This is a genomic window from Ruegeria sp. BF7, assembly GCF_056538605.1.
The window spans coordinates 25,720-52,342 of the sequence record NZ_JBQFTM010000022.1 but is presented as its reverse complement, the minus strand read 5'-3'; the positions used below and the strand labels follow the sequence as shown (position 1 = coordinate 52,342).

22 protein-coding genes and 1 tRNA gene are annotated in these 26,623 nt (G+C 60.0%); 12 read left to right on the top strand and 11 right to left on the bottom strand.

What is annotated here, in order from left to right; genetic code table 11:
* Positions 1 to 179 precede the first annotated feature (179 nt).
* Both ACR0IK_RS22815 and ACR0IK_RS22810 read left to right on the top strand, forming a co-directional pair.
* Complete coding sequence (locus ACR0IK_RS22815; RefSeq protein ID WP_480643416.1) at positions 180 to 701, top strand: GNAT family N-acetyltransferase; 522 nt, start codon at positions 180 to 182, stop codon at positions 699 to 701.
* 95 nt (positions 702 to 796) lie between these two features.
* Positions 797 to 1,093, top strand: a complete 297-nt coding sequence (locus tag ACR0IK_RS22810) for a hypothetical protein (RefSeq protein WP_480643415.1) — start codon at positions 797 to 799, stop codon at positions 1,091 to 1,093.
* Positions 1,094 to 1,383: 290 nt separating this feature from the next.
* On the opposite strand, the gene ACR0IK_RS22805 is transcribed toward ACR0IK_RS22810, so the two are convergent.
* Positions 1,384 to 1,459 (bottom strand) — tRNA-Trp (locus ACR0IK_RS22805).
* Positions 1,460 to 1,602: 143 nt separating this feature from the next.
* On the opposite strand from ACR0IK_RS22805, the gene ACR0IK_RS22800 reads away from it, so the two are divergent.
* Positions 1,603 to 2,310, top strand: coding sequence for a lysophospholipid acyltransferase family protein (locus ACR0IK_RS22800; RefSeq protein WP_480595314.1), 708 nt, complete (start codon positions 1,603 to 1,605; stop codon positions 2,308 to 2,310).
* On the opposite strand, the gene ACR0IK_RS22795 is transcribed toward ACR0IK_RS22800, so the two are convergent.
* The 5 genes from ACR0IK_RS22795 to ACR0IK_RS22775 form a co-directional block, all read right to left on the bottom strand.
* Entirely contained in the window at positions 2,307 to 2,552 is a 246-nt protein-coding gene (locus ACR0IK_RS22795; RefSeq protein ID WP_480595315.1) for a MoaD/ThiS family protein, read from the bottom strand. The two genes, ACR0IK_RS22800 and ACR0IK_RS22795, sit on opposite strands and share 4 nt — an antisense overlap.
* A complete protein-coding gene (locus ACR0IK_RS22790; protein ID WP_480643414.1) occupies positions 2,545 to 4,800 on the bottom strand; it encodes a xanthine dehydrogenase family protein molybdopterin-binding subunit in 2,256 nt (751 codons plus the stop codon). The genes ACR0IK_RS22795 and ACR0IK_RS22790 overlap by 8 nt, the downstream gene beginning before the upstream one ends.
* A complete protein-coding gene (locus ACR0IK_RS22785; RefSeq protein WP_480595317.1) occupies positions 4,800 to 5,279 on the bottom strand; it encodes a (2Fe-2S)-binding protein in 480 nt (159 codons plus the stop codon). Before ACR0IK_RS22785 ends, ACR0IK_RS22790 begins: the two co-directional genes overlap by 1 nt.
* Positions 5,276 to 6,142 carry an FAD binding domain-containing protein gene (locus ACR0IK_RS22780; RefSeq protein ID WP_480643413.1) on the bottom strand — a complete coding sequence of 289 codons (867 nt, stop codon included), beginning with the start codon at positions 6,140 to 6,142 and terminating at the stop codon, positions 5,276 to 5,278. Before ACR0IK_RS22780 ends, ACR0IK_RS22785 begins: the two co-directional genes overlap by 4 nt.
* Positions 6,143 to 6,270: 128 nt before the next feature.
* Positions 6,271 to 9,483, bottom strand: coding sequence for a reductive dehalogenase (locus ACR0IK_RS22775; RefSeq protein ID WP_480643412.1), 3,213 nt, complete (start codon positions 9,481 to 9,483; stop codon positions 6,271 to 6,273).
* 75 nt (positions 9,484 to 9,558) lie between these two features.
* On the opposite strand from ACR0IK_RS22775, the gene ACR0IK_RS22770 reads away from it, so the two are divergent.
* Complete coding sequence (locus ACR0IK_RS22770; RefSeq protein ID WP_480643410.1) at positions 9,559 to 10,461, top strand: LysR family transcriptional regulator; 903 nt, start codon at positions 9,559 to 9,561, stop codon at positions 10,459 to 10,461.
* A 1-nt stretch (position 10,462) separates the two neighbouring features.
* Here the strand turns inward: ACR0IK_RS22770 and ACR0IK_RS22765 are convergent, their stop codons facing one another.
* The 3 genes from ACR0IK_RS22765 to ACR0IK_RS22755 are packed head-to-tail and all read right to left on the bottom strand — an operon-like array spanning position 10,463 to position 15,006.
* The gene (locus ACR0IK_RS22765; RefSeq protein ID WP_480643408.1) at positions 10,463 to 11,743 is read right to left on the bottom strand and encodes an NAD(P)/FAD-dependent oxidoreductase; all 1,281 of its coding nucleotides are present in this window, start codon (positions 11,741 to 11,743) and stop codon (positions 10,463 to 10,465) included.
* Between the two features lie 39 nt (positions 11,744 to 11,782).
* On the bottom strand, positions 11,783 to 12,817 hold the full coding sequence (locus ACR0IK_RS22760; protein WP_480643407.1) for an ACP S-malonyltransferase: 1,035 nt from the start codon (positions 12,815 to 12,817) through the stop codon (positions 11,783 to 11,785).
* Positions 12,814 to 15,006, bottom strand: coding sequence for a dehydrogenase E1 component subunit alpha/beta (locus ACR0IK_RS22755; protein WP_480643405.1), 2,193 nt, complete (start codon positions 15,004 to 15,006; stop codon positions 12,814 to 12,816). The genes ACR0IK_RS22760 and ACR0IK_RS22755 overlap by 4 nt, the downstream gene beginning before the upstream one ends.
* A 161-nt stretch (positions 15,007 to 15,167) precedes the next feature.
* On the opposite strand from ACR0IK_RS22755, the gene ACR0IK_RS22750 reads away from it, so the two are divergent.
* Positions 15,168 to 16,067 (top strand): LysR substrate-binding domain-containing protein, encoded by a 900-nt coding sequence (locus ACR0IK_RS22750; RefSeq protein WP_480643404.1) that lies wholly within the window; start codon positions 15,168 to 15,170, stop codon positions 16,065 to 16,067.
* Positions 16,068 to 16,163: 96 nt separating this feature from the next.
* Here the strand turns inward: ACR0IK_RS22750 and ACR0IK_RS22745 are convergent, their stop codons facing one another.
* Both ACR0IK_RS22745 and ACR0IK_RS22740 read right to left on the bottom strand, forming a co-directional pair.
* Positions 16,164 to 17,321, bottom strand: coding sequence for an acyl-CoA dehydrogenase family protein (locus ACR0IK_RS22745; RefSeq protein WP_480643403.1), 1,158 nt, complete (start codon positions 17,319 to 17,321; stop codon positions 16,164 to 16,166).
* A 106-nt stretch (positions 17,322 to 17,427) separates the two neighbouring features.
* Positions 17,428 to 17,991, bottom strand: a complete 564-nt coding sequence (locus ACR0IK_RS22740; protein WP_480643402.1) for a TetR/AcrR family transcriptional regulator — start codon at positions 17,989 to 17,991, stop codon at positions 17,428 to 17,430.
* 258 nt (positions 17,992 to 18,249) lie between these two features.
* Here ACR0IK_RS22740 and ACR0IK_RS22735 point away from each other — a divergent pair, with 258 nt between their 5' ends.
* The 7 genes from ACR0IK_RS22735 (at position 18,250) to ACR0IK_RS22705 (ending at position 26,622) form a co-directional block, all read left to right on the top strand.
* Entirely contained in the window at positions 18,250 to 18,714 is a 465-nt protein-coding gene (locus tag ACR0IK_RS22735) for a nuclear transport factor 2 family protein (protein WP_480643401.1), read from the top strand.
* 11 nt (positions 18,715 to 18,725) lie between these two features.
* Positions 18,726 to 19,346, top strand: a complete 621-nt coding sequence (locus ACR0IK_RS22730; RefSeq protein ID WP_480595328.1) for a pyridoxamine 5'-phosphate oxidase family protein — start codon at positions 18,726 to 18,728, stop codon at positions 19,344 to 19,346.
* 44 nt (positions 19,347 to 19,390) lie between these two features.
* Positions 19,391 to 19,552, top strand: a complete 162-nt coding sequence (locus tag ACR0IK_RS22725) for a hypothetical protein (protein WP_480643400.1) — start codon at positions 19,391 to 19,393, stop codon at positions 19,550 to 19,552.
* Between the two features lie 101 nt (positions 19,553 to 19,653).
* Positions 19,654 to 22,131, top strand: coding sequence for a heavy metal translocating P-type ATPase (locus ACR0IK_RS22720; RefSeq protein ID WP_480643399.1), 2,478 nt, complete (start codon positions 19,654 to 19,656; stop codon positions 22,129 to 22,131).
* On the top strand, positions 22,128 to 22,517 hold the full coding sequence (gene cueR, locus ACR0IK_RS22715) for a Cu(I)-responsive transcriptional regulator (RefSeq protein WP_480595331.1): 390 nt from the start codon (positions 22,128 to 22,130) through the stop codon (positions 22,515 to 22,517). Before ACR0IK_RS22720 ends, cueR begins: the two co-directional genes overlap by 4 nt.
* A 96-nt stretch (positions 22,518 to 22,613) precedes the next feature.
* Complete coding sequence (locus tag ACR0IK_RS22710) at positions 22,614 to 23,486, top strand: NAD(P)-dependent oxidoreductase (protein ID WP_480643397.1); 873 nt, start codon at positions 22,614 to 22,616, stop codon at positions 23,484 to 23,486.
* A 70-nt stretch (positions 23,487 to 23,556) separates the two neighbouring features.
* A complete protein-coding gene (locus ACR0IK_RS22705) occupies positions 23,557 to 26,622 on the top strand; it encodes an aminotransferase class III-fold pyridoxal phosphate-dependent enzyme (protein ID WP_480643396.1) in 3,066 nt (1,021 codons plus the stop codon).
* Position 26,623 lies beyond the last annotated feature (1 nt).

The window sequence follows — 26,623 nt, the reverse complement described above, 5'->3', positions numbered from 1 at the left end:
TCCAGCGTGACCGGCCCATATTCTGTGCCGCTCATGCGGAGGCATCCAAGCGAGCAAGTATAGGGCCGAGCTCTCAAAAACCCAGGCGACGAAACTTTGCTTAACGCGCCGCAAAACGAGCCTCCGACCTGGGGTGGCGTTCTGGTGCGCCGACAAATGAAACAAAAAAGAAATGTACTATGAACCGAACAGAAATTGACGCAATCTCGGAAGTCCACAGACAGGCTTTTGGTGAAGCAGAAGGCAAAGAAACTGCCCAACTTGCCAGAGACTTCCTTGACCACCCAGACACGATTTCGATCAGTGTCAGACGAGAAGGGCAGGTTGTAGCTAATGTGCTATTCACCCCGTTTGTCTTTGAGGACCACCCAGACAAAAAATGCTACCTGCTCGCCCCATGTGGCGTATCGCCGGAGTATCAGGGTCAAGGCGTCGGCAAGGAACTGATAGAAACCAGCATCGAACACCTTAAGTCCATTGGAACAGACGCTGTATTCGTTCTGGGCGTCCCGACCTTCTACCCTCAGTATGGTTTTGCCCCGACCGACAAACAGACGCCGTACCCGAACCTGTTGACGGCGCATGAAGCATGGATGTCTCTTGAGCTTACAGCTGGCACGCTCAACAGCCTGAACGGCAAAACAAAGGCGATCCCACAGTTCATGCAACCGCATTGGTGGGATACTTCCGGACGCGAGTGACGCCAGCTACCCTGAACCAGACAATCGGCGTTGTCGGTCGAATGTCTGGTTCGTTGCGCATTGTGGACATCGGGCTTTGCTGATGATGCAGGGGAATGAGTCTGGCGCAAGGTCGCATTCCACAGGATCGCATTGCCCGCGAAGAGCCAGCAGTTCACACTAGGAACCTATTACCGGTTCAGTACTTTGTCGGGCAGTTGTTTCATAAACCGGTCACGGTAACCTATGCGCCCTACGGTGGATCTGGCTTTTTTGCTATCGCGGCAGCTACTGATGGGATTCTAGGGTTCAGAGCATCGTTCGAGTTTGGCAGCAGAGCGGATTTTGCCTTTGGCCAGCATCTACCAAAAAAATGGGCAATGCGTCATTTTCCAACGGGAAAAAGCGAGTGAAAACCCAACTGTCAGGCAGTTTATGTTCAGAGCCAGGAATGCAATTGCTTTCCAGTACCATGGAAAGAACCAGGGTTCATTTGCCGCTTGTCGGTGAGGGTTGGGGTTCATCCTGCATTTGAGGACCGACATGAAAAACCTGGCATTCGCTCTGTTATGGTCAGGATTCGAGCGTCCAGCAAAACGAGTTGCTCAGCCCAGAGCAACTGCCCGATTCACGCATTTTTCAGAAGAACGCACAATTTTCTTGGCGCTTGAAAACCGATACTCATGTAAGTGATTGATTTTAATGGCAGGGGCAGCAGGGTTCGAACCCGCGACCTACGGTTTTGGAGACCGTCGCTCTACCAACTGAGCTATACCCCTAAGGTGCGCCTCAGATATGCCAGCCGCGCGGCGGACTCAAGAGGCTTTTTCAGATTCCGCGCGACTAATGCCCCCGACAAACAAGTTGCGTGCGGCGTTGAGTTCTATAAGACACGGTTTGGTCAGCACAAAGGACCCCAACCGTGAGCATTCGCAAAAAGATCGCCGACAGCGAAGCCGTCCTGAACTGGGCTGCTCGACGGATTGCGAGCTATATCCGAATGGTCAACCGCAACACCACGTGGCAGCGCATCGGGTACGAGGAACTGGATCAACTGGCCGAAGAGGGTGAGCCGATCATCGTGGTTCTGTGGCATCAGCGGCTAGCGCAGTCGCCGTATTTCTTCCCGCTGGACAAAGGGCGCATCTGCTCAATCACTTCGTCTGCTCGAGCAGGCAGCATGGTAGGCCGGGTGCAGAAACTGTTCGGCATGGACACGATCGCCATGGCCAGCAAACACAAGAGCAACGTTGCCGTGTCGCGAGAAGTGCTCGGCAAGATGAAGCAAGGGATTTCCATCGGCATCGCCGCCGACGGGCCACGTGGCCCGGAGCGTGTGCTTTCCACGGTGCCACTCGTATGGGCACGCACCTCGGGCAAACGGGTTTTCGGCATCACTTTTTCCGCGCAATACGGCGGCGAAGCGGGTACATGGGATCGCCTATTGATGCCCCGTCCCTGGCGGAACAAGGGCGTATTTCTATGCCGCGAGTGGACCGAAACCGTGCCGCGCAAAGCATCCGAAGAGCAAATCGAAGAGCTGCGTCAAAGCCTTGAGCAGCATATGAACGACATTACCGCCGAGGCCGACCGCATGGTCGGGCGCGAACCGTGGTCGCCCGAGGCTTAACCGCCCCTCAAACGCTGCATAAGGTAAACCTCGCTGCCTTCGGGGATCGGTTCGGTCAATCCGCTGGCAATGACGCGCCCGTCAATGGCGATGGATACACCCGCATCTACTGGCCCCTGAAGCTGCGGGTGCAGCCTTACCAGTGCCCGCAAAAGTTCACCGGTGGTTTTGGCCTCGACCTCCACCACCTGCTGGCCCCCGGTCAAGGACCGAAGGCCGGACCAGAGGTGGACCTCAACCATTGTCCTTGAGCGCCGCCAGAATGCGCGGTGGCGACATCGGCAGCTGCTTCATGCGAACGCCCGCTGCGTGAGACACCGCGTTGGCGATGGCCGCCAGAGGCGGCACGATGCCGGTTTCGCCCACGCCGCGCACACCGAACGGGTGGCCGGGGTTCGGCACTTCGACGATCACAGTGTCGATCATCGGCAGGTCGCTGGCAACTGGGATGCGATAGTCGAGGAAGATCGAGTTCTGCAGGCGACCGTCTTCGCCATAGATGTATTCCTCGTTCAGCGCCCAGCCGATACCCTGCGCGGCGCCACCCTGGTATTGGCCTTCCACATATGTCGGGTGGATCGCCTTGCCCGCATCCTGAATGACCGTGTAGCGGGTGATTGATGTCTTGCCGGTTTCCGGGTCAACCTCTGCATCTACGATATGGGTACCGAAAGACACGCCCGCACCCTCGGGGGTGGCCTCGAAATGCCCCGAGATCGGACCTCCGGTTGCGCCCATATCGGCGGTGATATCGGCCAGCGGCATCGGGTCGAAATCGCCCGCATTGGGCCCCGAAGGCACCGCGCAGCCATTTTCCCATTTCACTGCATCCACCGGGATACCCCACTTGGCCGCGGCGCGTTCACACAGTTTCTCAACCGCGTGTTTAGCCGCCTTGATTGTCGCCAGACCCGACGCGTAGGTCACGCGTGAGCCGTGGCTGACGTCATTGTAGCCCAGCGTTGCGGTGTCGGCGATGGTGACGCGGATATTCTCGTAGGGAATACCCAGAACCTCGGCTGCCATCAGCGCCATCGACGCGCGGGAACCACCGATATCCGGCGTACCAACCATCAGCTGGGCCGAGCCGTCCTCGGACAGGGCCAGCGACACCGACGTCTCGCCACCGTGGTTGAACCAGAACCCGCAGGAGATCCCGCGACCCTGCCCCGGTTTCAACGGGGCAGTGTAATGCGGATGCGCCTTGGCTGCTTCAAGCGTTTCGACAAGGCCGATGCGCTCATACCGCGGGCCATAGCTGGCTTTTGTGCCTTCGTGCGCTGCGTTTTTCAGCCGGACGTCGATAGGGTCCAGGCCCAGCTTTTTACACATCTCGTCAATGACCGACTCAACGGCAAAGGCCCCCATTGGCGCACCGGGTGCCCGGTAGGCGGCTTGCTTGGGGCGGTTGGCCATGACGTCATAGCCGATCTGTTTGACATTGGTCAGGTTGTACGCCGCGAAAGCACACATGGCGGTCATATCGCCCGGAGCACCCGGAAACGCACCGCCTTGCAGGCGGAAATCGCCACGGGCCGCGGTGATCGTACCGTCCTTCTTCATGCCTATTTTGATATCCATCGAGGCCGAAGCGGTCGGGCCGGTCGCCCGGAACACCTCGGACCGGGCCATCACCAGTTTGACCGGGCGGTTGGCCTTGCGACTGAGCGCCAGCGCGACGGGTTCGATAAAAACGGTTGTCTTGCCGCCGAAACCGCCGCCAATCTCCGAAGCCGTGACGCGCAGTTGCGAAGTCTCGATGCCCAACAAAGCCGCACAGGTTTTCTGCGCGATCCAATGGCCTTGGGTGGTGCACCACAACTCACCCTTGCCGTCATTTCCCAGCATTCCCAGACAGGCGTGCGGTTCGATGTAACCCTGGTGGGTCGCTTCGGTCACAAAGCTGTCTTCCATCACCAGATCGGCCTCGGCAAAACCGGCTTCGACGTCGCCATGGCCGCTTTCATGATATCGGACCACGTTCGGGTGCATCCCTTCGGGCACGGAATAGTCCGCCGCACCTTCGCGGATGACAGGCGCATCCGGAGCCATTGCCTTGTCTACATCAGTAACATGGGGCAGGACTTCGTATTCGACCTCGATCAGCTTCAGCGCATCGCGCGCCGCCAGAGCCGACGTTGCCGCAACGGCTGCCACCGCGTGCCCGTCATACAGCGCCTTTTCGCCCGCCATGACGTTTTCCAGCACGTTCCAGAACTCGCCTTCCAGACCGGGTTTGAACGGCACTTCGGCGAAGTCCGCGCGTGTCACGACAGCTTTGACGTCCTTATGCGTCTCTGCTTTGGACGCGTCGATCTTTACGATCCGCGCATGGGCGTGTGGAGACCGCAGGATGGCCCCGTGCAGCATCCCCGGCGCATAGGCGTCGGCCCCGAACTTGGCACGACCTGTTACCTTATCCAGCCCATCCGGGCGGTCCGGACGGGTGCCAACGAAAGTGAATTCAGACTTACGATCATCCAAAGCCATTACGAAGCCTCCTGCATTTCTTCGGCCGTTTCCATCACAGCGCGAATGATCTTGTCGTAACCGGTGCAGCGGCAGAGGTTTCCTGCCAGCCAGTACCGGGTTTCCTCTTCGGTCGGGTTTGGGTTCTTCTCCAGAAGCGACTTGGCCGCAATCAGAATCCCCGGCGTGCAGATACCGCATTGAAGGGCAGCATGTTCGATGAACTTTTTCTGCAGCGGGTGCAGAACGTCCCCATCCGCAATACCTTCAACAGTTTCGATGGTTTTGCCATCGGCCTCAACACCCAACATTAGGCAGGAACAGACCAGACGGCCATCGACTGTGACCGAACACGCGCCGCAATCGCCGGTGCCGCAGCCCTCTTTCGAGCCGGTCAGGTTCAGCTTGTCGCGCAGGCAATCCAGCAGGGTCTCTCGCGGGTCACACAGGTATTCGACCGCGTCCCCGTTCACGGTGGTGGATACGTGGAACTTGCTCATGCTTGCTCTCCCTTGGCGCGGGCATAGGCGATTTTCGCGGCGCGCTTGGCCAGAACGCCAGCGACCTCGGTGCGGAATGCGATGGTGCCGCGCTTGTCGTCGATCGGGTTGCAGGCGGCGGACGCTGCAGCGGCCAGTGCGTCCAGTGCGATATCGTCCAGCGTGCTGCCGATGATGGCCTTGGCGCAGCCTTCAGCAAGCAAAACGGTTGGGGCAACGGCCCCCAGCGAGACGCGTGCTTCGGTAATGATATCGCCGTCCAGACGCAGGTTAACCCCCACACCGACCACGGCAATGTCCATTTCAGTGCGCGGTATGAACCGCAGATAAGCGTCGCCGCCATTCTCCCCCCGTGCGGGGATGTTGACGGCTGAGATCACCTCTCCCTTCGCCAACGAGGTCTTGCCGGGGCCGGTTGGAATGTCTTCTACGGCAACCTCGCGGGTTCCTTCGGGGCCGGTCACGGTGACAGTCACGCCCGCCGCCACCATCGCTGGCACTGAATCCGCGGCCGGAGAGCCATTGCATAGGTTGCCCGTCAACGTCGCGCGTCCCTGCACCTGCGTCGAGCCGATCAGGTCCATCGCCTCGACCACGCCGGGCCAGTCGCGACCCAGATCGGGATGCTCGCTCATTTCGGCCCCCGTTGCGGCGACGCCCAGCGACCAGCTGGCGTCGGCGTTGCGGGTGATGTCGCGCACCCCGTCAATTTTCTTGATGTCGATCAGCGTATCGGGCGTCACCAACTCCGAGCGCAACTGCACCAGAACATCGGTGCCGCCTGCCAGAAACCGTGTAATGCCCGTCGCATTTGCAGCCAGAGCCGACGCCTCGGCAAAGCTGGCGGGGCTGTGATAATCCATGAAATACCTCGTACCTGTTGATCAGGGTTCACTGGGGTTCGCAGGGGACGTTAGTGCAGCAACCCCTCGGCGTCCATGGCAGGAGCGACCAATTTTTCTGTTATCGGATGTCGTTTCCTGACCTCATGTCAGAGGTCGAGTTCGATCATGCCATCGGGTTGCGCAGCCCGGCTTTGGCACAGGATGATAGCGCTCTCGCGTTGTTTTTTTGACAGAACGAAATCGCGATGTTCGATTTCGCCGGATACCACACCACATTTGCAGACCCCGCAAATGCCGTCCGAGCATTTGACGTCCACGTGAATTCCGGCCTCGTTCAACACCTGTGCGGCATCTTTTTCGGCTGGCACCGTCAGCTCACGCCCCGATTGCGCCAGCTTCAGGGTGAACGGGTGGTTTTCATAATCCGGCTGTTCGGGAACCGAGAAATACTCTAGATGCCGCGCATCCTCGGGGAAACCCTGCCGTTCCGCCGCCTGCATGACGCCGTCCATATAGCGGTCCGGGCCACAGGTATAGACATGCCAGCCGTCCTCATAACCGGACAGGATCAAGTCGAGATCAGCGCGCGTGCCTTCGTCCGAGAAATGGTAATGCACGTGTTCCGCCCAAGGCATTGCAGCCAGATCGTCAAGATACCCCGCCGCGTCGCGGGTACTGGCGGAATAGTGCAATGCGAATGGCTTGCCCAGCGCGTGAAGGCGGTGGGCAAAGGCGATCATGGGGGTGATGCCAATGCCACCGCCCATCAGGAATGTCTTGGTCGCCGTTTCATCCAGTTCGAAATGGTTTATCGGTTTCGAGACGAAGACCTTGCGACCCTCGTTGAAGATACGATGCAACAGCGCTGAGCCGCCGCGCCCTTCATCCTCACGCAGCACACCGATTTGATAGGTCGTCCGGTCAGACGGATCGCCCGACATGGAATACTGCCGCAGGAATTCCGGCGCGACCAGCACGTCCAGATGCGCACCCGCGGTCCATTCCGGAAGCGGCGCTCCGTTAAGCGCCGAGAATTCGTACTTGGTCACATCCGCCGTCATCTTGTCGACCTTGGTCAGCTTAACCCGCATGACGGGCGCATCCCCGGCGATGGTATAGCGGTGGATGACTGACATATCGCCTGCAGCCTTTCGGGTCTTGTATTCTTCGGCCGTGACCATTGCCTGATAGGCGGCGATCCCAGCCTCGCGGTCCATGGCAAACGGATAGGGCCAAGGGTGTGGCGCCAGATAAGCGGGGTAGACGGCCAGTGTCTGATCTTGGTATGTCAGGTCCAGATCGGTTTGCAGACCGCGCCGGTTCAGCGGGTGTTCGGTGGGGCGATAAGCGCCATCTGACTGCAATTCGATATCCCACCACCATTTCTTGATGTCGTTCAAGTCACCATTGCCAACCGCATCATCCAGTTTCGCCAACGCAGACGCGGCCTGAGGGATGTTCATCGCAGCCCAGCGGAACGGGCGTTCCTTAAAGATGCCTTCAAGGTTCCACGGGCAGGTCTTCATGCACCGCCCGCACATTGCTCCACCCAGAGTGGTTACCCGGTAGGTGGCGCATTTCTGGCTGTCGGACTTCCAGATTTCATAGCCGTTGAACATCAGTTTAGGCCCGGCGGTGATTGCCCCCGAAGGACATTCGCGCGCGCATTTGTTGCAGCTTTCACAGAACGTTTGCAGCCCGAAATCGATCGGCTTGTCGTGCACCATCGGCATATCCGTCGTCACTGCACCAGATTTCAGGCGCGGACCGAGATAAGGGTTCAGGATCACCTCTCCAATCCGGCTGACTTCGCCCAACCCGGACAACAGCAACAGCGGAGGCTGCAGTACTTCGCCATCCATTACAGTATGCGCCTTGGCCTTGTAGCCGAGGTTGCGGATCTGCTGCGCGATCACGCCACCCAATAGCGAGAACCGCAGATAGGCGCGCATCGACTGGGCGACGCTGATCCAGTCGTCACCGCTGGCGCCTTCCATCGTTTCATAGCCCTGATCAATGATCATGCTGATGGCCTGATCGTGAGGAGGGGTAATCTCCTCGCCCGTTGCGTCATGGGAATACCATGCCCAGTCCGGACACCGGCTGAGGCCAACCGCATCAACACCAAGGAAATAGGTCGTTGCCTTGATATTAGCGGTATTGCGCGCGGCATTGGTGGGGGGCGCGGCGTCTGCGCTCTCACCGTCCTGCAGCAATACAAACGCGCCCAGCGCCCGGCGCTGCGCGCAACTTGGGGCGGACTTGCGCACGTAATATCCACCCTTCGCCGCATCCTGCAGGGGCTTGCCCATATCGCCAAACTGCGCCCGCGCAAACATGTCGGCGCGTTTGGGCACACGGGCCACGTTTTCCTCGTCGATATAGGTGGTCGGCGCATCAACCCGCTTGAGGTTCTCGAACGGATGCGCCCCGTCTTCGTAACGCCGTTTGGCATAGGGGTCACGGTTCAGCGCATTCTTGGCAAACCCAGCGCCCAGCCACCAGGCGGGTCCTTCTGTCCGGAACCACGGTTGCTGCGCCATCGGCTGCAGGGGCTGGTCATGGGCGATCTCCATCTCGGTGGTCACGGCGGCCAGACCGAACCGCCTGCCCAACCACGGGGCCACGATGTCTCCATCCTCGACCGAGGCCAAACCCGCCGCCACCGCCAGCTTGCCCAGATCAACGTCGGATGACATTGCCGTATGCGCCCGCGCGTCAAAGCCCAGCAGACGGATATAGTTGGCGATGACTACCGCGTTCTCGGTCGCGAGCAGACAGGCGCGATGATCCTGCGCGTCGATGATCCACTCCGCGCCGGGCTCATTCGGATCAGGGTCGCGGTTGTGTTCATATAGGAAGACGATGGCGTGGCGATGCGTGTTCATCGACTTGGGGGCGGCCTCCATGCTGTCTTTCAGATCGGCCATGATCAGGTCGATCCCCGAGGCCAGCGTCTTGGTCTGCCGCGTTTTCAAGGCATGGGCCAGACGGTCGATATCGGGATTACGGCGGGGTTCGGGCAGCATCGCTTCGGGCGACAGGGGACCACAACCGATCATGGACGCATCATTGAAATAGCCAAACGCCTTGAGGTGATTGGCACGCTGTGACGGATCGTCGGGGATTTCTGAGACCACCGGGTTCACAAACCCGTCGCGGATCGTATCCATCATCGCCTGGAATTCACCCATCGCGTTAACAATGCTTTCGGGGTGATCCGCACGATGAAAGCCGATCGTCTGCATCGGTTTCACCGCAGAAAAGTCAGGCAGAAGCGCCTGCCGCGCCAACCGCTCAAGCGGATAAGGGCCCATATGGACCGGCCGGTTCTTGTCCGAGAAAAAGCGGATTCCCATCGCGTGCCTCCTGATGATGACTGTCACCTAATGCGCGCTGGACTGCGAATCCATTCATGACTAGTCATAGATGGTATGAGCAAAACTGATTTCACCGATCTGGACGGCAAGGTCCTGCGGACTTTTCTGACCATCCTCGAGGAAAGCTCGGTCTCGAAGGCCGCTGACCGTCTGGGCGTGACGCAGTCTGCGATCAGCCATACGCTGGCCAAGCTGCGACAGGTGCTGGGTGATCCGCTGTTCGTGCGCTCGGGTCAGGGGCTGACGCCAACTGAACGCGCCCTGTCCTTGAAAGAGCCCGTTCAACAAGTGCTGGACGGTATGCGCGCACTGACCGATGACCGCCCGTTTGACCCTCTGGCCGAAGAGATCAGTATCCAGATTGCCACCAACGACATGCCGCGAGAGTTGATCTTTCCACCACTGCTACACGCGCTTAGGGCTGAAGGCGTCAGGCTGAGGCTGGGATTCATCCCCTCAGGCGTCCCTGACCCGGACTTGCTGCGCAGTGACCGGTGCCAGTTGATGCTGACCCCCCTGCCCCCCGATGGGCCGGACATTTTCCAAAAACGCGTGCTGATCAGCCCGTTGATGATCTTCTACGACGCAGCGCGGCGCAATACTCCGGACAGTTGGCACAGCTATTGCGAAACCGAACATGTCGAAGTGCGCTTTGCCGACGGGCGCAGTTCCCGCGCAGTGATGCGCGGCGTGGACCAGAGCCAGATCCGACCACCCACCGTTACCTTGCCGCATTTCAACGCAATACCTTCCTTCGTGAAGGGCAGCGATCTGATCTCGACCGACACATTGCTGATGAAACATGGGCCCTTGGCGGCGCTGGATTGCGCGCCCTTGCCGTTCGATTGCGACCCGGTCTCGATCTACATGGTCTGGCATCAGCGCTCGACCAACGATCCGGCCCATCGCTGGTTGCGGGACCGGATCGAGGCAGTTGCCGCGAAATTGCAGGGCTGAGTCACCGTGACCAGAACCGCGCCTTGACGAAATGGGTCAGTGCCGCTCCGGTTTCGAAATAGGTACGGCGCAGGCCTGTCCAGCTTTCGTGGTATTCCGCGACCGCAGGAACAGGCAGCAGCGACAGATCATCCTGCAGAAGACTTTTTGCCATAAGACGGCCAAACACGGTGCCCGGCCCAATCCCACGCCCGGAATACCCATGAACCGACAGGGCGTTGGGGCCGATCTGCGTGATCTTGGGAATATGGTCCGAGGTCATGGCAATCCGCCCGTGCCACCCCTCAATCAGCGGCTGGCCGGCCAGTTGCGGGAAAAGCTCGGACAGTTTGCGTCTGATCCAGGCGGTATGGGCAGCGCGGCCCGCCTGACCCAGATCGCCCATCGCGCCGATGATCAAGCGGCCCGCGGCGTCCATCCGGAACGAGGTCATGATCAGGCCGGTATCCCAACACCCCTCTCCGCCCGGCAGAATACTGGCGCGCAGATTGTCCGACAGTGGCGCGGTCGAGAACTGGAAGTAATAAACCGGCACATATTCCGGTGCCGATGCCTGCAGCCCCTGATGATAGGCGTTGGTGGCCTGGATCACCGATTTCGCACGTACGGTGGCCTTAGGGGTTTTCAGCGTCCAAACGCAATCGCTGTACTGCATGGACTGCACCGGGCTTTGGGTCGCAATCTGCGCCCCGGCCTCGGCAGCGGCGCGGGCAAGGCCCCGGACGTAGCTTAGCGGCTGGATCGTCCCCGCGCGGGGATCGAACAGGGCACCATGGAACGCCGTACTGCCGGTGCGTTGTTCCGTCTGGTCTGCAGACAGTAATTCAACCGGCGCACCCGTAGCGGACAGCTGCGCGTGCCGGGTCTTCAGGTCACGCTGCCCTTTGGCGGAATGCGCACAGTGCAACGTTCCGTTGCGCACGGGTTCGCAATTGATGTCGTGCCTTTCGATCAGATCAAACACTTCACCGGGCGCGGCGGCCAGAAGTTCAATCAGTTTGCCCCCCGCTTCGTCCCCAAGATGCTGACGAATGTCGTTGGGCGGCAGCCACAACCCCGCGTTCACAAGCCCAACGTTGCGGCCCGAGCCGCCATGACCGATCTCCTCCGCCTCCAGCAGGCACACTGATGCCCCGGCCTGAGCCGCCGTCAGCGCTGCGGAACAACCTGTATAGCCACCTCCAATCACCGCCAGATCAACGGTCAGGTCGTCGCTCAGGGGAAGTCTACCGAGCTGCTCCATACAGGTGTTCAGCCAGAGGGGCTGGTTGTGGTCGCTCACGCGGGGCTCCTTGAATGCGCGCGGATCATCAGGGCTGGATCAGCCGGTTGCAAGCGTTCTCTGATCGTCGCGGCCCATCGCAATCAAGAAAGGCTGCGCGTCCTGTTGTTTCTGGAATGATGCCTTGTCGGACATACTGCGCCAGTCGGCCAGAACCAGCGATTGCGCCACGGCCCCACCCAGAGTCGCACCGGGGCCTGTCACAATGAACAGGTCAGGTGCGAACTCGCGCGCGGCGGTCTGGATCGCGCGAGTAAAGTCATAGTTCTCGGTCACCTGATGGCCCAGCGTATAATCCCAAAGTGCATGCGTGTCCGTGGCACCCGGCCACCAGATCTTTCCGCGCCCGTCGATCAGAGGACGTTCTGGCTGACCAAACATCTCAGCGCCCAACCGGGCTTTCCCTTCGGCCGCAACCGGAGCCTGCAATGCGGTGTGAAAGGCCGCGTGATTGGGAAGCCGCATCGGGAAACGGTCCTGTATCATTGGCCGCGCAGCCTCAAATGCCTTTAGCCCCGCCTCATTCCCCGCCAGAACCAGCATCCCGCCCAGATCAATGGACAGCGCCAAATCGCACCCATCGGACGCGTTGATCCGCGCCACGTCGGCCAGCAATTCAGCTTTACGGGTGGCATCGTCTTCCCAGTTTTCACCCACGAACGGAAAAACCAGCTGCCCACCGATCAGTTGGTCCTGCATCAGCGTGCCCATCGTGTTAACCACGCGGAACCCGTCCTGCGGTGACAGAGCACCACCTGCGGCCAAGGCGATGTACCAACCCATCGAATTGCCTGTGACCGCGACCACTTCGATGTCTTCGGCCACAGCCTGTGCATCGGCTAGCGATGCTGCATAGATCAGGGGCGAGGCCACATCTCCGCGGGAATACTTGCTGACAGTGTAACGACTGGCGCCATCCAGCGCGGTCACGGCCTCCTGCCCCGCTTCGGCGCGGATGGTATCGAAGCTCTGAAACAGACCCATCCGCTGCCTGTGATGACGGTGCAGATAACCCAGTTCGGGTTTGTTGTATGTCCCCCGCCCGGGGCAGATAACGACAGCGGTGCGGGTCATGCGCGGCCTCCGGTCAGTGCCAACGCGGCGGCAACAATGCCGTTTTTCGACGGCAACGGAGCGGCATAGGCCGGGCCAGTGGCAATAAAGCAATCCTCTGCCACAACGCGGGCGGTTGGCGTATCGGGGCTTTCCTCGGTAAAGAACGTCATCAGCGCCTCAGATTGGCTACCGGTGCGGCGGCATTCATCAACGACCAGAACATGAGCGCAGGGTTTGGTGGCCTCGCGCAGGGCCTCAACCGGCAGAGGCGCGAGCCAGCGCATGTCAATGATCCGGGTCTTCACGCCAGCGGCCTCCAGTTCAGGCAAGGCCTGTTTCGACAAATAATGCCCATTGCCGTAGGTCACGATGCCCAGATCGGCACCATCCCCGTGCACACCCACCTCACCCAGCGCAATGTGTTGATCGGGTGAGGGATAGGTGGTCATCCACCCGCCATCCTGCGCCTCATGCAGATCTCGCATCGGATAGAGCGCAATCGGCTCCAGAAACATCACCACCCGCTGCTCTTCCCGCGCCAACCGCACGCATTCACGCAGCATCCGCGCCGCGTCCGCGCCGGTAGAGGGGCAGGCAATGATAACACCCGGAATATCCCGCAGCACGGCCAGAGAGTTGTCGTTGTGGAAATGCCCGCCGAACCCTTTTTGATAGCCCAGCCCGGCAATCCGCAGCACCATAGGGTTGGTGAACTGACCGTTCGAGAAAAACGGCAGGGTCGCAGCCTCGCCCCGGATCTGATCCTCGGCATTGTGGAGATATGCGAGGAATTGAATCTCGGGGATCGGAATGAATCCGTTGTGCCCCATGCCGATGGCAAGCCCCAGAATGGACTGTTCGTCCAGCAGCGTGTCGATCACCCGGTCCGGTCCAAACCTTTGCTGCAATTTCTGGGTCACGCCGTAGACGCCTCCCTTGCGGCCAACGTCTTCACCCATACAGACGATCTCACAATGTTCCAGCATCAGATCGGTCAGCGCCCAGTTGATCAGGCGACTCATGGGTTGAGGGTCTTCCATAGCGCGCATATCTCCGCCAAAGGCCTTGGCTCGGGCCTCGGCGCTGGGGCCATTGGTGCGCTTGCAGGGACGTTTCGGCGGGATCAGGCTGGCCAGCACCTCGGTTACATTGGCCAAATGCGGACGCGTTGCTGCCTCGGCCGCGACCCGGTCCGTGCGGGTGCAAGTGTCTTCATAGATTTTCAGCGCGTCGGCTGGGGACAGTGCACCAGTGTGGTCGAGTAAACGTACAGAGTGCAGCAAGGGGTCGTTAGCCTCGTCCGACTCAACCTCGGACTTCGACAGGTAGGTGGTCGGCACATCCGCCCCCGCATGGCCATAAAGCCGCACGGTTTTCAGGTGCAGGAAAGCAGGTTTACGGCGGGTACGCACATAGTCGGCGGCCTCTTGCGCCACGGCGTAAGTCTCATAGATGTCCAACCCGTTGGCCTGAAAATACCTGATACCCGGGCGATGCTCCATCGACGCCTGTATCCAGCCCTTGGGCGTTTTGACTGAGATCCCGATCCCGTTGTCCTCGCACACAAACAGCAGAGGAAGCGGCGTGGATTGCACGCTGGTCCACCCAGCGGTATTGATTGCCCCCTGCGCCGTCGAATGGTTGGCAGAAGCATCTCCAAAGGAACACATTGCAATTCCATCCTCGGGCAACTCCCGATGTTCAGGATCATGCCGTCGAGCGGCGCCCAGACTATAGGCCGCGCCAACGGCCTTGGGCAGATGGCTGGCAATGGTCGAGGTCTGCGGCGGGATCATCAGCGCCTTGGAGCCAAGAACCTTGTGCCGCCCGCCCGAGGTCGGGTCCTCTTTCGAGCACGCAAAACTCAGCAGCATGTCCCAGGCGATCTGCTGACCCGGCACTTGCTCGGCCCGGGCGATTTGAAACGCCGCATCACGATAGTGCAAAAACGCAATATCGGTCGGGCGCAGGGCATGGGCCACAGCCGCCATCCCCTCATGACCGGATGAGCCGATTGTATAGAACCCCTGCCCCGCCTTCTGCATTGCTCGGCTGGTGCGATCCAGCGCCCGGCTGAGAACCTGAGAGCGAAACAGCGATACCGCGTCAGTGTTGCTAAGGCCAGGACGAGGCGGCGCACCCTTGGGATAGTCACGTTTCGTGACCCGGGTCAGGAAGTTTTCGTGAACGATCTGAGCGCGATCCATGGCCTGTTCCCCGGTCTTCGAATTTTTCAGATGGGCGATTTCATCTTGGATAGCACGCGGGTTCTTAAGCGGTCACCCAAAAGAAAAGCCTGTATGTGTATCGGGCTGGTGCGCAGCAAATGCCAGTGATATTCCATCCGAAAGGTATGAGGATATGTCATATGATCGCCCCGCGTCGCTTCCTGCCCTCGATCCCGTCTTTGCTTGCGCTTGAGGCTGTTGACCGCCTCGGCAGCGCCTCGGCCGCCGCCGAGGAACTGTCACTAACGCAAAGCGCGATCAGCCGGCAGCTTAAGTCGATGGAGGAACAATTGGGTGTGGACTTGATCCAGCGCAGTCAAATGCGGTTGCACCTGACACCAGCGGCCAAAGAATACGTGCAAGTTGCGCGCGCTGCACTGACACATCTGGCGCAGGCATCGCTGAAGCTGAAAGCCAACCCCACCGGAGGATCGCTGAACCTGTCGATCCTTCCCGCCTTCGGTATGCACTGGCTGGCACCGCGCTTGCAAGATTTCGCTCGTCGCCACCCGGAGGTCACGGTGAACCTGAACACCCGCCTGCGCCCGTTTGACTTTGACGCCGAGCATTTCGACGCCGCGATCCACTTCGGCCAGCGCGACTGGGCCGGTGTGAATTACCTGCGTATCATGCGAGAAGATGTGCTGCCGGTGTGTTCACCCGACCTGCTGCCCGATGACGCCGATGACATCGGATGGCTGACGGCGGCCCCCTTGCTGCACCTTGAAACACGCCCGGACGCTTGGGAAAGGTGGTTCACCACACAAGGCCATGAGGCTACCGGAATACACGGTATGTTGTTCGATCAGTTCTCGACCATGGGGCAGGCAACAATACACGGGCTAGGCGTGGCATTGCTACCAAGCTACCTGATCGAAGCAGACCTAGAGGCGGGTCGACTCGTACGGGCCTGGCGCGGACCGGGGGTGAGCCTTGGGGATTTCTATCTTGTCTGGCCGCAATCGCGCGCGGAATCCGAACCGCTCAGGTCATTCCGCGTGTGGCTGCAAGGTCAAATTGATCAAGTGCCACAGTTGTAAGAAATGCACTGGAGTTCCCAGCGCGGCCTTCGGCCTTGCGTCCTCCTTCCGTTGGGCCAGAAACACTGGCGACGGACGGGAAAACCCCCGGAATTGTTAAGTATCCAGAGACCGGGCGATAAGTTCCTTCATGATCTCATTGGTACCACCATAGATCATCTGAACCCGCGCATCCGCGTAAAGGCGGGCGATCGGGTATTCCATCATGAACCCGTAACCGCCGAACAGTTGCAGGCATTCGTGCATGACCTCGTTCTGAACTTCCGATCCCCAATACTTCACCATCGAGGCCGTGGCAGCATCAAGCGTTCCCGCCTCGAGCCGCGCGATACAGTCATTGACGAAGCTGCGCAGGACCTCGGCCTTGGTCTTGCACTCGGCCAGTTTGAAGCGGGTGTTCTGAAAATCCATCACCCGTTGGCCGAACGCCTTACGCTCCTGCGTGTATTTCACCGTCTCCGCGATGGCGAAATCTATCGCGCCCAGCGCCCCGATCCCTATGGTCAGGCGCTCCCACGGCAGCTGTTTCATCATCTGGTAAAAGCCCTGCCCTTCTTCCGTACCAAGAAGGTTGGTCATCGGCACCTTGACATCTTCAAAGAACAACTCGGCCGTGTCATTGGCCTTCATTCCCAGCTTCTTGAGGTTCCGGCCCTTGCGGAATCCCTCGGCTCCCCCGGTCTCCACAGCTATCAAAGAGACACCCTTTGACCCCTGCGTCTTGTCGGTCTTGCAGGCCACAAGGATCAGGTCCGCCGACTGGCCGTTGGTGATAAAAATCTTGGACCCGTTCAGCCGATATGAATTACCGTCCTTGTCTGCGGTCGTACGGATGGATTGCACATCCGATCCGGTTCCGGGCTCGGTCATGGCCAGCGCGCCGACCATCTCACCCGAGGCCAGACGCGGCAGCCATTTCTGCTTTTGATCCTCGCTGCCATAAGTGCTGATATAGTGTACGACGATGGACTGGATCGCGTAACCCCACCCGGAATCCCCATGCGAGGCCTGCGCGTAGAGCGTCACCGCATCAAACCCGATACCACCGCCGACACCGCCATAGGCCTCGGGGATCGCTCCGGCCATCAGCCCCATGTCACCTGCCTTGCGCCACATGTCACGATCAACAACGCCGTTTTCGTTCCAGCGGTCGAGATTGGGTGTCAGTTCTTCCCCCATAAACCGGTCCGCCATTTCGGCAAACATCTTGTGCTCTTCGGTCACCCAACCTGCGGTGGTGGTAAAAAGCGGCATTCGACTCTCCCCTCGCCCTTGCATGTACAGCCTAGCTTTGGAGGTTTCGCACTCCAATCCGCCCCGAGGCAGCGCAACGCAACGTCGTTTTGCGATCACGCTCCGTTCAGACCAGCGCGTTGTCCAACAGAATCTGAGCAGCCGCTTTGGCATCGTGTGCCGGATCACAGGATTTCAGAAACACCGACGCGACAATCGCACCTTCCTGCAACAGCACAATCTGACAGGCCAGATGTTTTGGGTCGCGCGCACCGGCCTGGCGGGCCAGATCGGTGAAATGATCCAGTAATATCTGCTTGTGCTCCGCCGACTGTTTGTGGATCGGATGATCCTTTTCCTGATATTCCGCACCGGCCTTGATAAACATGCAGCCGCGATAGTCTTCCTCACTGAACCACTCGCCCAGCGCATCGAAACTGGCGATCAATTGCCCGGCCGGAGTGTCGGACAATTCACTGATACGGTGCAGGAAGTCTTCGCGAAAGTTCTCGTCCCGCAGCTGCAACGCCGCAAGAATCAAGTCCTCCTTGGTGCGGAAATGCTTGTACATCGAGGTCTTGGACACCCCCGTTTCAACCACCAGCTTGTCCATTCCGGTGGCATGAAACCCGTCACGGTAAAAAACCTGCAGGGCCTTGCGGACCAGTTGGTCACGTTTGTTCGGGCGCATATACGAACTCCTGAGTGTACAGGTCAGTACATAATGAACGATTGCTTAAATCACAACCTCCGAGCGAGCCTGCGCAAGGTTTCAAAATAAAACTTGCAAAAGTTTACCGATCGGTACATATTGAACGCTAGATGTACCGATCTGTTAACCTTGGAGCAATCAGATGAGACGCCATTCCAGCCTTTTCTCTTCTCAATATGTCCCGGTCATTTTGGCCCTGGCGATGATTGCAGCCGTTTTGACATGAAAGACTAAAATATGAACCGCCCCCCTCTGCCCCCCTTCACGTTGGAAACCGCCACTCGGAAAGTCCGCATGGCGGAAAACGCCTGGAACAGCCGCGACGCAGATGTAGTTACGCCGGCTTATACAGATGACAGCGAGTGGCGGAACCGCGCCGAATTCCTGACCGGACACACCGGCATCTATGCCTTTTTGACGCGCAAGTGGAACAAAGAGCTGGAGTACCGGCTTATCAAGGAACTCTGGGCCTTTTCCGGCAACCGCATCGCCGTACGCTATGCATATGAATGGCGGGATGACAGTGGTCAATGGTTCCGTTCTTACGGCAACGAAAACTGGGAGTTCGCCGAGGATGGCCGAATGGCCAAGCGTCATGCCTCGTTGAACGATCTTCCAATTTCGGAGGCCGACCGCCTGTTCCATTGGCCACTGGGTCCCCGTCCCGACGATCACCCCAGCCTGACCGAATTAGGCCTGTGAAAGGATAGAACATGCCACGCGCCTTTTCCGAACTGACCTTTACCCCGGCCGTCCGGGCGCATCAGGAGAGGATGGGCTCGGCCGGGACCTACGCCAAGTTCATCGAAGGCGGCCCTCAGCAAGGGCATCAGATCGGACCGACCGAAAAGGCATTCATCCAGGCGCGCGACGGTTTTTATCAATCCACCGTGTCCGAAACCGGCTGGCCTTATGTCCAGTACCGTGGCGGGCCTGTCGGATTCCTGAAGGTGCTGGGCCCGCAAACCATCGGCTATGCAGATTTTTCCGGCAACAAACAGTATATCTCGCGCGGGAATCTGGACGGAAACGACCGGATTGCGCTGATCCTTATGGACTATGCCAACCAACGGCGGCTCAAGATACTTGGCCGGGTAGAGTTCTCCGAGGGTGAGGCCGCAGCGGCAAGCCTGTACCCCGACGGTGCCGAAGCCCCCGCCGAGCGTGCCGCCCTCATCCGGGTGGAAGCGCTGGACTGGAATTGCCCGCGCCACATCACTCCGCGCTTTACCGAGGCCGAGCTGCGCCCGCATCTGAACGCGCTTGGGCAGCAACTGGCGCAGCTTCAATCCGAGAACGAAAAACTGAAACAGCAATTGGCCCAGCGGTCCTGACTCCCTGACTGGACTGGTCACAACAAATGTAAGGAGCCCTACACATGCTGCGATCTGCGTTGAACATTGCCAGCTTTTGCGCGATTGGCGCTCTGCTATTGGTCGCGGCCCTGACGTTGGCCTTCTTTGCCTCGCCGGAGTCTGTGCGCAGTTCTCCGCCCGTGATGTACGATTCCCTGCTGTTAGATCAGCTTTTCGACCGCTGACTCCCCCGCTAGTAAATTCCTATAAATCTGACATGACCCCTTGACCTTCCCGTGACTGGAACCCCCATCTGGAGGGAGAAGTTCTCTACAGGATGAGTCGGATGGCCACGCCGCAGACAATTCAGCTGAAAATCTCGGGCATGGGATGCGCGTCTTGCGTGGGGCGGGTGGAAACCGCGCTGCGCGACGTGCCGGGGGTGTCAGAGGCCTCGGTCAATTTCGCGACCGAAACCGCGCAGGTGACATATGACGGTCAGATCGGGGCGCTGACCGAAGCGCTGAGCCTCGCCGGTTACCCGGCAGCGACACGGGAAACAACGATGAAGATCGGCGGCATGAACTGTGCTTCTTGCGTGTCCAAAGTCGAACGCACTTTGAAAGCTGATCCAGCCGTAGTCGAGGCTCAGGTCAATCTGGCCACAGAAAGCGCGACGATCACCTATATTGACGGAGCAACCGACCCGCAGGCACTGGCGAAACGGTCTGAAGACGCCGGGTATCCGGCCCGTGTGGCGGATAGCGCTGGCACATCGACCGACCATGCAAAAACCGAAGAAACCCACACATTGGTCAAAGTGACGGCACTTGCCGCCGTTCTGGCCTTGCCCGTGTTCGTGCTCGAGATGGGGGGTCACATGATCCCGGCCTTCCACCATTGGGTACACGCCACCATCGGGCTGCAGAACAGCCATTTCATTCAGTTTGCTCTGACCACACTGCTGTTACTGGGACCGGGACGTGTGTTCTATGACAAGGGTATCCCCTCACTGCTGCGTGGATCACCGGACATGAACGCGTTGGTGGCTTTGGGCACGGGCGCGGCTTACCTGTTCTCGGTCACCGCGACCTTTGCGCCGCAGCTTCTGCCGCAAGGCAGCGCCAATGTGTATTTCGAGGCAGCCTCGGTCATCGTGGTCCTGATACTGCTGGGCCGGGTGATGGAAGCGCGCGCCAAGGGCCGCACCGGCGCCGCAATCCGTAAACTGGTGGGGCTGCAGCCCAAGACTGCGCGGGTTGAAATGGATGGAGCCATCATCGATCGCCCAATTGCCGACATCACGGTAGGAGATATCCTGCAAATCCGCCCGGGTGAGCGGGTACCGGTGGATGGAGACGTGCTCGACGGGACTTCTTATGTCGATGAAAGCATGATCACGGGCGAACCCGTGCCCATTGGCAAGGCGCCCGCCGATCAGGTCGTGGGTGGTACGGTCAACGGCACCGGTGCGTTGCGGATCCGGGCCACGCGAGTTGGGGCCGACACCGTACTGGCGCAGGTCATACGCATGGTAGAACAGGCGCAGGGGGCCAAGCTGCCGATTCAGGGGCTGGTCGACCGGATCACCGCCTGGTTTGTGCCGTTGGTTATTGCCGTGGCCTTGCTGACCATCGCGGTCTGGCTGATCTTTGGCCCTGCACCCGCCCTGCCGATGGCGCTGGTCACCGGAGTTTCGGTCCTGATCATCGCCTGCCCCTGCGCCATGGGGTTGGCGACGCCGACCTCGATCATGGTGGGCACCGGGCGCGCGGCTGAGCTGGGCGTGTTATTCCGCAAGGGCGACGCATTGCAGCAATTGCAACAGGCCAAGGTGATCGCACTGGACAAGACCGGAACGCTGACGCTGGGGCGGCCCGAACTGGAAGGCATCACCATCACAAACGGCTTTGACCGCGACACTGTTCTGCGACTGGCCGCTGCGGTCGAGGCGCAATCCGAGCACCCGATTGCCACCGCCATAAGCCGCGCAGGACCGACAGATTTGCCATCGCCTTTAGAGTTCCAATCTCTGACCGGGCTGGGCGTTCAGGCAACGATCGAAGGCCGCGAAATCCTGATCGGATCGCCCCGCCTGATGGCGCAGCACGGGGTCGACCTGTCCGACCTGACCGCCGAGGCCGACCAGCGCGCCAGCGAAGGTGCCACGCCGCTCTTTGTCGCGATAGACGGTCAGGCTGCGGCGCTGCTGACGGTTTCGGACCCGATCAAACCCGGCACGCGACAAGCGCTGCAGCGCCTCCACGCGATGGGCCTGACGCTGGCGATGGTGACCGGCGACAACGCCCGCACGGCGCAGGCCCTGGCCGACAGGCTGGGCATCGACCACGTCACGGCCGAGGTCCTGCCAGATGGCAAGCTGGCCGCAATCACCGCGTTGCGCGATCAATTCGGCACGCTGGCCTTTGTCGGCGACGGGATCAACGACGCCCCCGCACTGGCGGCGGCGGATATCGGTGTGGCCATTGGCACTGGCACCGACGTGGCCATTGAAACGGCGGATGTGGTGCTGATGTCCGGCGATTTGCGCGGTGTGGCCAATGCGGTTGAGATCAGCCGCCGCACCATGCGCAACATCCGTCAGAACCTCGGCTGGGCCTTCGGCTATAACATTCTGCTGATCCCGGTTGCTGCGGGCGTTCTGTATCCGTTCAGCGGGCACCTTCTTTCCCCTGCCCTTGCTGCCGGGGCGATGGCTTTATCCAGCGTCTTTGTGGTTTCCAACGCTCTGCGCCTGCGTCGCGTGCGGGCCAGCCTGCCTGAGGTACTGCAAGGCCCTGAAACGCATGAGGTCACGCCATGAATATCGGAGATGTAGCAACCCAAACCGGGCTGCCTGCCAAGACGATCCGGTACTACGAGGATATCGGTCTGATCAAACCGCTGCGAGACAACAACGGCTATCGACGGTTCCGCGCACAGGACGTGCACAAACTCAACTTTCTGGGCCGTGCCCGCGCCTTGGGTTTCACGATCGAGGATTGCCGCACCCTGATGGCCCTGTACGAAGATGAAACTCGCGCCAGCGCCGATGTCAAAAAGGTGGCCCGGGCACATCTAGCGCAGATCGAGGCCAAGATCAGCGACCTCAACGCCATGCGCGACACGCTGGGCCATCTGATCGACGCCTGCGCCGGGGATGACCGGCCCGATTGCCCGATCCTTCAGGATTTGGGCGGCAAGCCCTGACGCGGGGTTGCTCTTTGGGCGCAGCTTTGCTTTGTCTCTGCCCAACACTCCGGCCTGCTTAACGAAATGGGACCGGACAGCAGAGAGGATCACCAAATGGCAAAAGTTGCGTTTCTGGGCCTGGGCGTCATGGGCTATCCAATGGCAGGCCACCTGCAGGCGGCGGGTCATGAGGTGACAGTTTTCAATCGCACCGCAGCAAAGGCCGAGGACTGGGTGGCCCAGCATGGCGGCGCCATGGCCGCCACCCCGAAAGAGGCCGCACAGGGTACCGAATTCGTGATGGCCTGCGTTGGCAACGATGATGACCTGCGGATGGTTTGCACAGGCGAAGATGGCGCATTCCAAGGAATGGCCGAGGGTGCTACTTTCGTCGATCACACCACCGTTTCCGCCAAGGTGACCCGCGAATTGTACACAGCAGGGCAGGCGCAAGGGATCGCCTTTGTGGACGCACCGATTTCGGGAGGACAGGCAGGCGCCGAGAATGGTGTGCTGTCGATTATGTGCGGCGGCGATCAGGCCGCCTATGATGCGGCCGAGCCAATCATGCAGGTCTATTCCAAAATCTGCCGCCGGATCGGCGACAGCGGCGCAGGTCAGATGACCAAGATGTGCAACCAGATCGCAATTGCCGGTCTGGTTCAGGGCCTCAGCGAAGCGCTGCATTTTGCCGAGAAAGCCGGACTGGAGGGGCACTCGGTCGTTGAGGTGATCAGCCAGGGTGCGGCAGGCAGCTGGCAGATGGCAAACCGCTATGAAACCATGCTGGACGACCACTTCGATCACGGCTTTGCGGTCGACTGGATGCGCAAGGATCTGGGGATCTGCCTTGAGACGGCCAACGAGACCGGGGCGTCTCTGCCGGTGACGGCTCTGGTCGATCAGTTCTACAAGGATGTTCAAAAGCTGGGCGGTGGCAGATGGGATACGTCGTCGCTGATCAAACGGTTACGTGCATTGGACTGATGGCAAGGGGCTGTCTGCCCCCTCTTGGCTAGGGGAAGAGGCCCCCGGCAATAAAGGAACTGGAAATCGCATGAGCGGCATGACGGAATTCTGGGCGAATGCCCTGCGCAAGCATTGGGGGCTGGACGCCAAGTTGGAGCGTCTGGATGGCGAATACGACCTGAACTTTATGGTTCGGGCAACGAACGGTCAGGATTACGTGCTCAAGGTCATGCGTGCGGGTTGCGAGGCCGAATTTGTGGACCTGCAAGTCAAGGCGTTGGCGCATATTGCGGACGAAGCACCAGGGCTGCCGTTCCCGCAGGTTTTCCCGGACCTGAACGGATTACTGCTGCCCGAGATCGCCGATCAACACGGAGAGGTACGGCTGGCGTGGCTGCTCGAAGGCCTGCCGGGGCGGTGCTATGCTAAAACGGCACCCAAATCTGAAGGACTGATCCTGAAGCTGGGTCGTGTTTTGGGCGCGACCGACAAAGCGCTGGAGCGGTTTTCTCATAAAGGGCTGCATCGCGCGGATTTCAAATGGGACCTGACGCAGGCGGGCTGGATCGCCGATCAGTTGGATGCGATTACTGATCCCCTGCGCCGTGAATTGCTTTCTGAGATTTGCGGCAAATTCGACGCGATTTCCGGGCAACTGTCGGGCTTGCCCAAACAGGCCATCCACAACGATGCCAACGACTATAACATTCTGGTCGAGGGTGAGTTGGGGCAACGCCAGAGCATCTCGGGGCTGATTGATCTGGGCGACATGTGCGCGGCCCCGCGCATCTGCGATCTGGCGATTGCGGGCGCTTATGTCGTTCTGGACCATCCCAAACCCGAACGCGCATTGGCGGCGCTGGTGCGTGGCTATCACGCGTCTAACCGGCTGCGCGCGGATGAGGTCGATCTGATCTGGCCGTTGCTGCGGATGCGGCTGGCGGTGTCCGTGGTGAATTCGACCCTGATGGCAGAGGATAACCCGGACGATCCTTACGTGACCATCAGCCAGGCCCCGGCCTGGCGGTTCCTTGAGAATACGGGCTTGAACAGTGACCTGATGCCTGCTCGTCTGCGCACCGCTTGCAACCTCCCCGTCACAGACGGGGCTGAGCGCATCCACGCCTACCTGTCCGAGCATCGCGGCCAGTTTGCGCCAATGTTCGGCCAGGATCTGAGCGATGTTCCCATGGGATCATTGTCGGTCGAAAGCTCGACCTGGCCGCAGAACCCATTTCACATGCCGCTGGAAGAAGCCGCACGCGTGGGTGAGGAGTTCGGAGAGGGCCTGTGGCTGGGTTACTACAACGAACCCCGGCTGATCTATGCGGAACTCGGGTTCCGCAAGGGGCCTTGGAAGGCGTCGGACCGGCGCACTGTGCATCTGGCGGTGGATGTGTTTGCCCCGGCGGGCACCGTCCTGCACGCGCCTATGAGTGGACGCGTCGAAGCCATCGAGAACCGCGAAGGGCATCTGGATTATGGCGGGGTGGTGATCCTGCATCACGAAACACCCGAGGGTGATCCGTTCTATACGCTCTACGGTCATCTGGACCCCGAAGTCTGCGACCGGTTGAACCCGGGTGATCCGGTGGCACAGGGCGCGGCCTTTGCCCAACTGGGCGATGCCAGCCAGAACGGCGGCTGGGCTCCGCATGTGCATTTCAAACTGGCTCTGACCACGGACGGAATGCAAAACGACTGGCCTGGCGTCGGCGATCCGGATGAGATAGAGCTGTGGCACGCCATCTGCCCCAACCCGGCAGCGTTGCTGAACCTGCCGGATGAAAAAGTGTTCTATCGCCCCACCGACAAGCACACGATCCTGCAGGGGCGGCAAGATCACTTCGGGGGCAATCTCAGCCTAACCTATGACGATCCGGTCATGCTGATGCGCGGATGGAAGCACCACCTGTTTGACGAATGGGGTCGCCCCTATCTGGACGCTTACAACAATGTCCCGCATGTGGGGCACGCACACCCGCGCATTCAGGCAGTCGCGGCGGATCAGCTGAAGCGGATGAATTCGAACACCCGCTATCTGCACCCGGCACAAACCGCGTTTGCCGACAAGCTGTTGTCGAAACTGCCGGATCATTTCGATGTCTGCTTCTTCGTCAACTCGGGCACTGAGGCCAATGAACTGGCCCTCCGGCTGGCCCGGGCCCATACCGGGGCCAAGGGGATCGTAACGCCGGATCACGGCTATCATGGGAACACCAACGCGGCGGTTGCGATCTCGGCCTACAAGTTCAACAAGCCGGGCGGGATCGGTCAGGCCGACTGGGTCGAACTGGTCGAAGTAGCGGACGATTATCGGGGGTCGTTCAAACGTGACGATCCCAACCGCGCCCGGAAATACGCTGACCTCGTAGACCCGGCGATTGCCGCCTTGCAAGACAAGAAACAGGGCGTGGCCGGGTTCATCGCAGAGACCTTCCCCTCGGTCGGTGGTCAGATCATTCCCCCCAAGGGCTATCTGCCTGCGGTATACGAGAAAATCCGGGCAGCCGGCGGCATCTGCATCGCCGACGAAGTGCAGACCGGGCTGGGGCGTCTGGGCGAATACTATTTCGGTTTTGAACATCAGGGCGCCCTGCCGGATATCGTTGTCATGGGCAAACCCATCGGCAACGGCCACCCTTTGGGCGTGCTGGTGACGACCAAAGAGATCGCCCGCAGCTTTGACAACGGGATCGAGTTCTTCTCGACCTTCGGCGGTTCCACACTCTCGTGCCGGATCGGCAAAGAGGTGTTGGATATCGTCGATGACGAAGACCTGCAGGACAACGCCCGTGAAATGGGCGCGCGCCTGATAGACGGCCTGCGCCAGATCGAGGCCGATTTCGGCTGCGTCGGAGACGTTCGAGGCATGGGGTTGTTTCTGGGGGTCGAACTGATCAACCCCGACGGGTCCGAGGGCACCGAGATCTGCAAGTACGTCAAGAACCGGATGCGCGATCACCGCATCCTGATCGGCAGCGAAGGGCCAAAGGACAACACCCTGAAGATCCGCCCGCCTCTGACCATTGAGGCCGAGGATGTGGACATGATCCTCTGGGTGCTGCGGGATGTATTGGCTGAGGTCGGTGACTACACCCCTGCCCCGACTTGCGATCATGATCACCACCACGCCGGATGCGGGTGCTGCTGAC

What these genes read in the sequence shown, in the direction of transcription:
- cueR (WP_480595331.1), top strand. Translation starts at nt 22,128, where the DNA reads ATGAATATCGGAGATGTAGCAACCCAAACCGGGCTGCCTGCCAAGACG.
- ACR0IK_RS22705 (WP_480643396.1), top strand. Translation starts at nt 23,557, where the DNA reads ATGAGCGGCATGACGGAATTCTGGGCGAATGCCCTGCGCAAGCATTGG.
- ACR0IK_RS22780 (WP_480643413.1), bottom strand. Translation starts at nt 6,142, where the DNA reads ATGGATTATCACAGCCCCGCCAGCTTTGCCGAGGCGTCGGCTCTGGCT.
- ACR0IK_RS22815 (WP_480643416.1), top strand. Translation starts at nt 180, where the DNA reads ATGAACCGAACAGAAATTGACGCAATCTCGGAAGTCCACAGACAGGCT.
- ACR0IK_RS22755 (WP_480643405.1), bottom strand. Translation starts at nt 15,006, where the DNA reads ATGGATCGCGCTCAGATCGTTCACGAAAACTTCCTGACCCGGGTCACG.
- ACR0IK_RS22720 (WP_480643399.1), top strand. Translation starts at nt 19,654, where the DNA reads ATGGCCACGCCGCAGACAATTCAGCTGAAAATCTCGGGCATGGGATGC.
- ACR0IK_RS22795 (WP_480595315.1), bottom strand. Translation starts at nt 2,552, where the DNA reads ATGGTTGAGGTCCACCTCTGGTCCGGCCTTCGGTCCTTGACCGGGGGC.
- ACR0IK_RS22775 (WP_480643412.1), bottom strand. Translation starts at nt 9,483, where the DNA reads ATGGGAATCCGCTTTTTCTCGGACAAGAACCGGCCGGTCCATATGGGC.
- ACR0IK_RS22810 (WP_480643415.1), top strand. Translation starts at nt 797, where the DNA reads ATGAGTCTGGCGCAAGGTCGCATTCCACAGGATCGCATTGCCCGCGAA.
- ACR0IK_RS22785 (WP_480595317.1), bottom strand. Translation starts at nt 5,279, where the DNA reads ATGAGCAAGTTCCACGTATCCACCACCGTGAACGGGGACGCGGTCGAA.
- ACR0IK_RS22790 (WP_480643414.1), bottom strand. Translation starts at nt 4,800, where the DNA reads ATGGCTTTGGATGATCGTAAGTCTGAATTCACTTTCGTTGGCACCCGT.
- ACR0IK_RS22745 (WP_480643403.1), bottom strand. Translation starts at nt 17,321, where the DNA reads ATGCCGCTTTTTACCACCACCGCAGGTTGGGTGACCGAAGAGCACAAG.
- ACR0IK_RS22770 (WP_480643410.1), top strand. Translation starts at nt 9,559, where the DNA reads ATGAGCAAAACTGATTTCACCGATCTGGACGGCAAGGTCCTGCGGACT.
- ACR0IK_RS22750 (WP_480643404.1), top strand. Translation starts at nt 15,168, where the DNA reads ATGATCGCCCCGCGTCGCTTCCTGCCCTCGATCCCGTCTTTGCTTGCG.
- ACR0IK_RS22725 (WP_480643400.1), top strand. Translation starts at nt 19,391, where the DNA reads ATGCTGCGATCTGCGTTGAACATTGCCAGCTTTTGCGCGATTGGCGCT.
- ACR0IK_RS22710 (WP_480643397.1), top strand. Translation starts at nt 22,614, where the DNA reads ATGGCAAAAGTTGCGTTTCTGGGCCTGGGCGTCATGGGCTATCCAATG.
- ACR0IK_RS22740 (WP_480643402.1), bottom strand. Translation starts at nt 17,991, where the DNA reads ATGCGCCCGAACAAACGTGACCAACTGGTCCGCAAGGCCCTGCAGGTT.
- ACR0IK_RS22735 (WP_480643401.1), top strand. Translation starts at nt 18,250, where the DNA reads ATGAACCGCCCCCCTCTGCCCCCCTTCACGTTGGAAACCGCCACTCGG.
- ACR0IK_RS22760 (WP_480643407.1), bottom strand. Translation starts at nt 12,817, where the DNA reads ATGACCCGCACCGCTGTCGTTATCTGCCCCGGGCGGGGGACATACAAC.
- ACR0IK_RS22730 (WP_480595328.1), top strand. Translation starts at nt 18,726, where the DNA reads ATGCCACGCGCCTTTTCCGAACTGACCTTTACCCCGGCCGTCCGGGCG.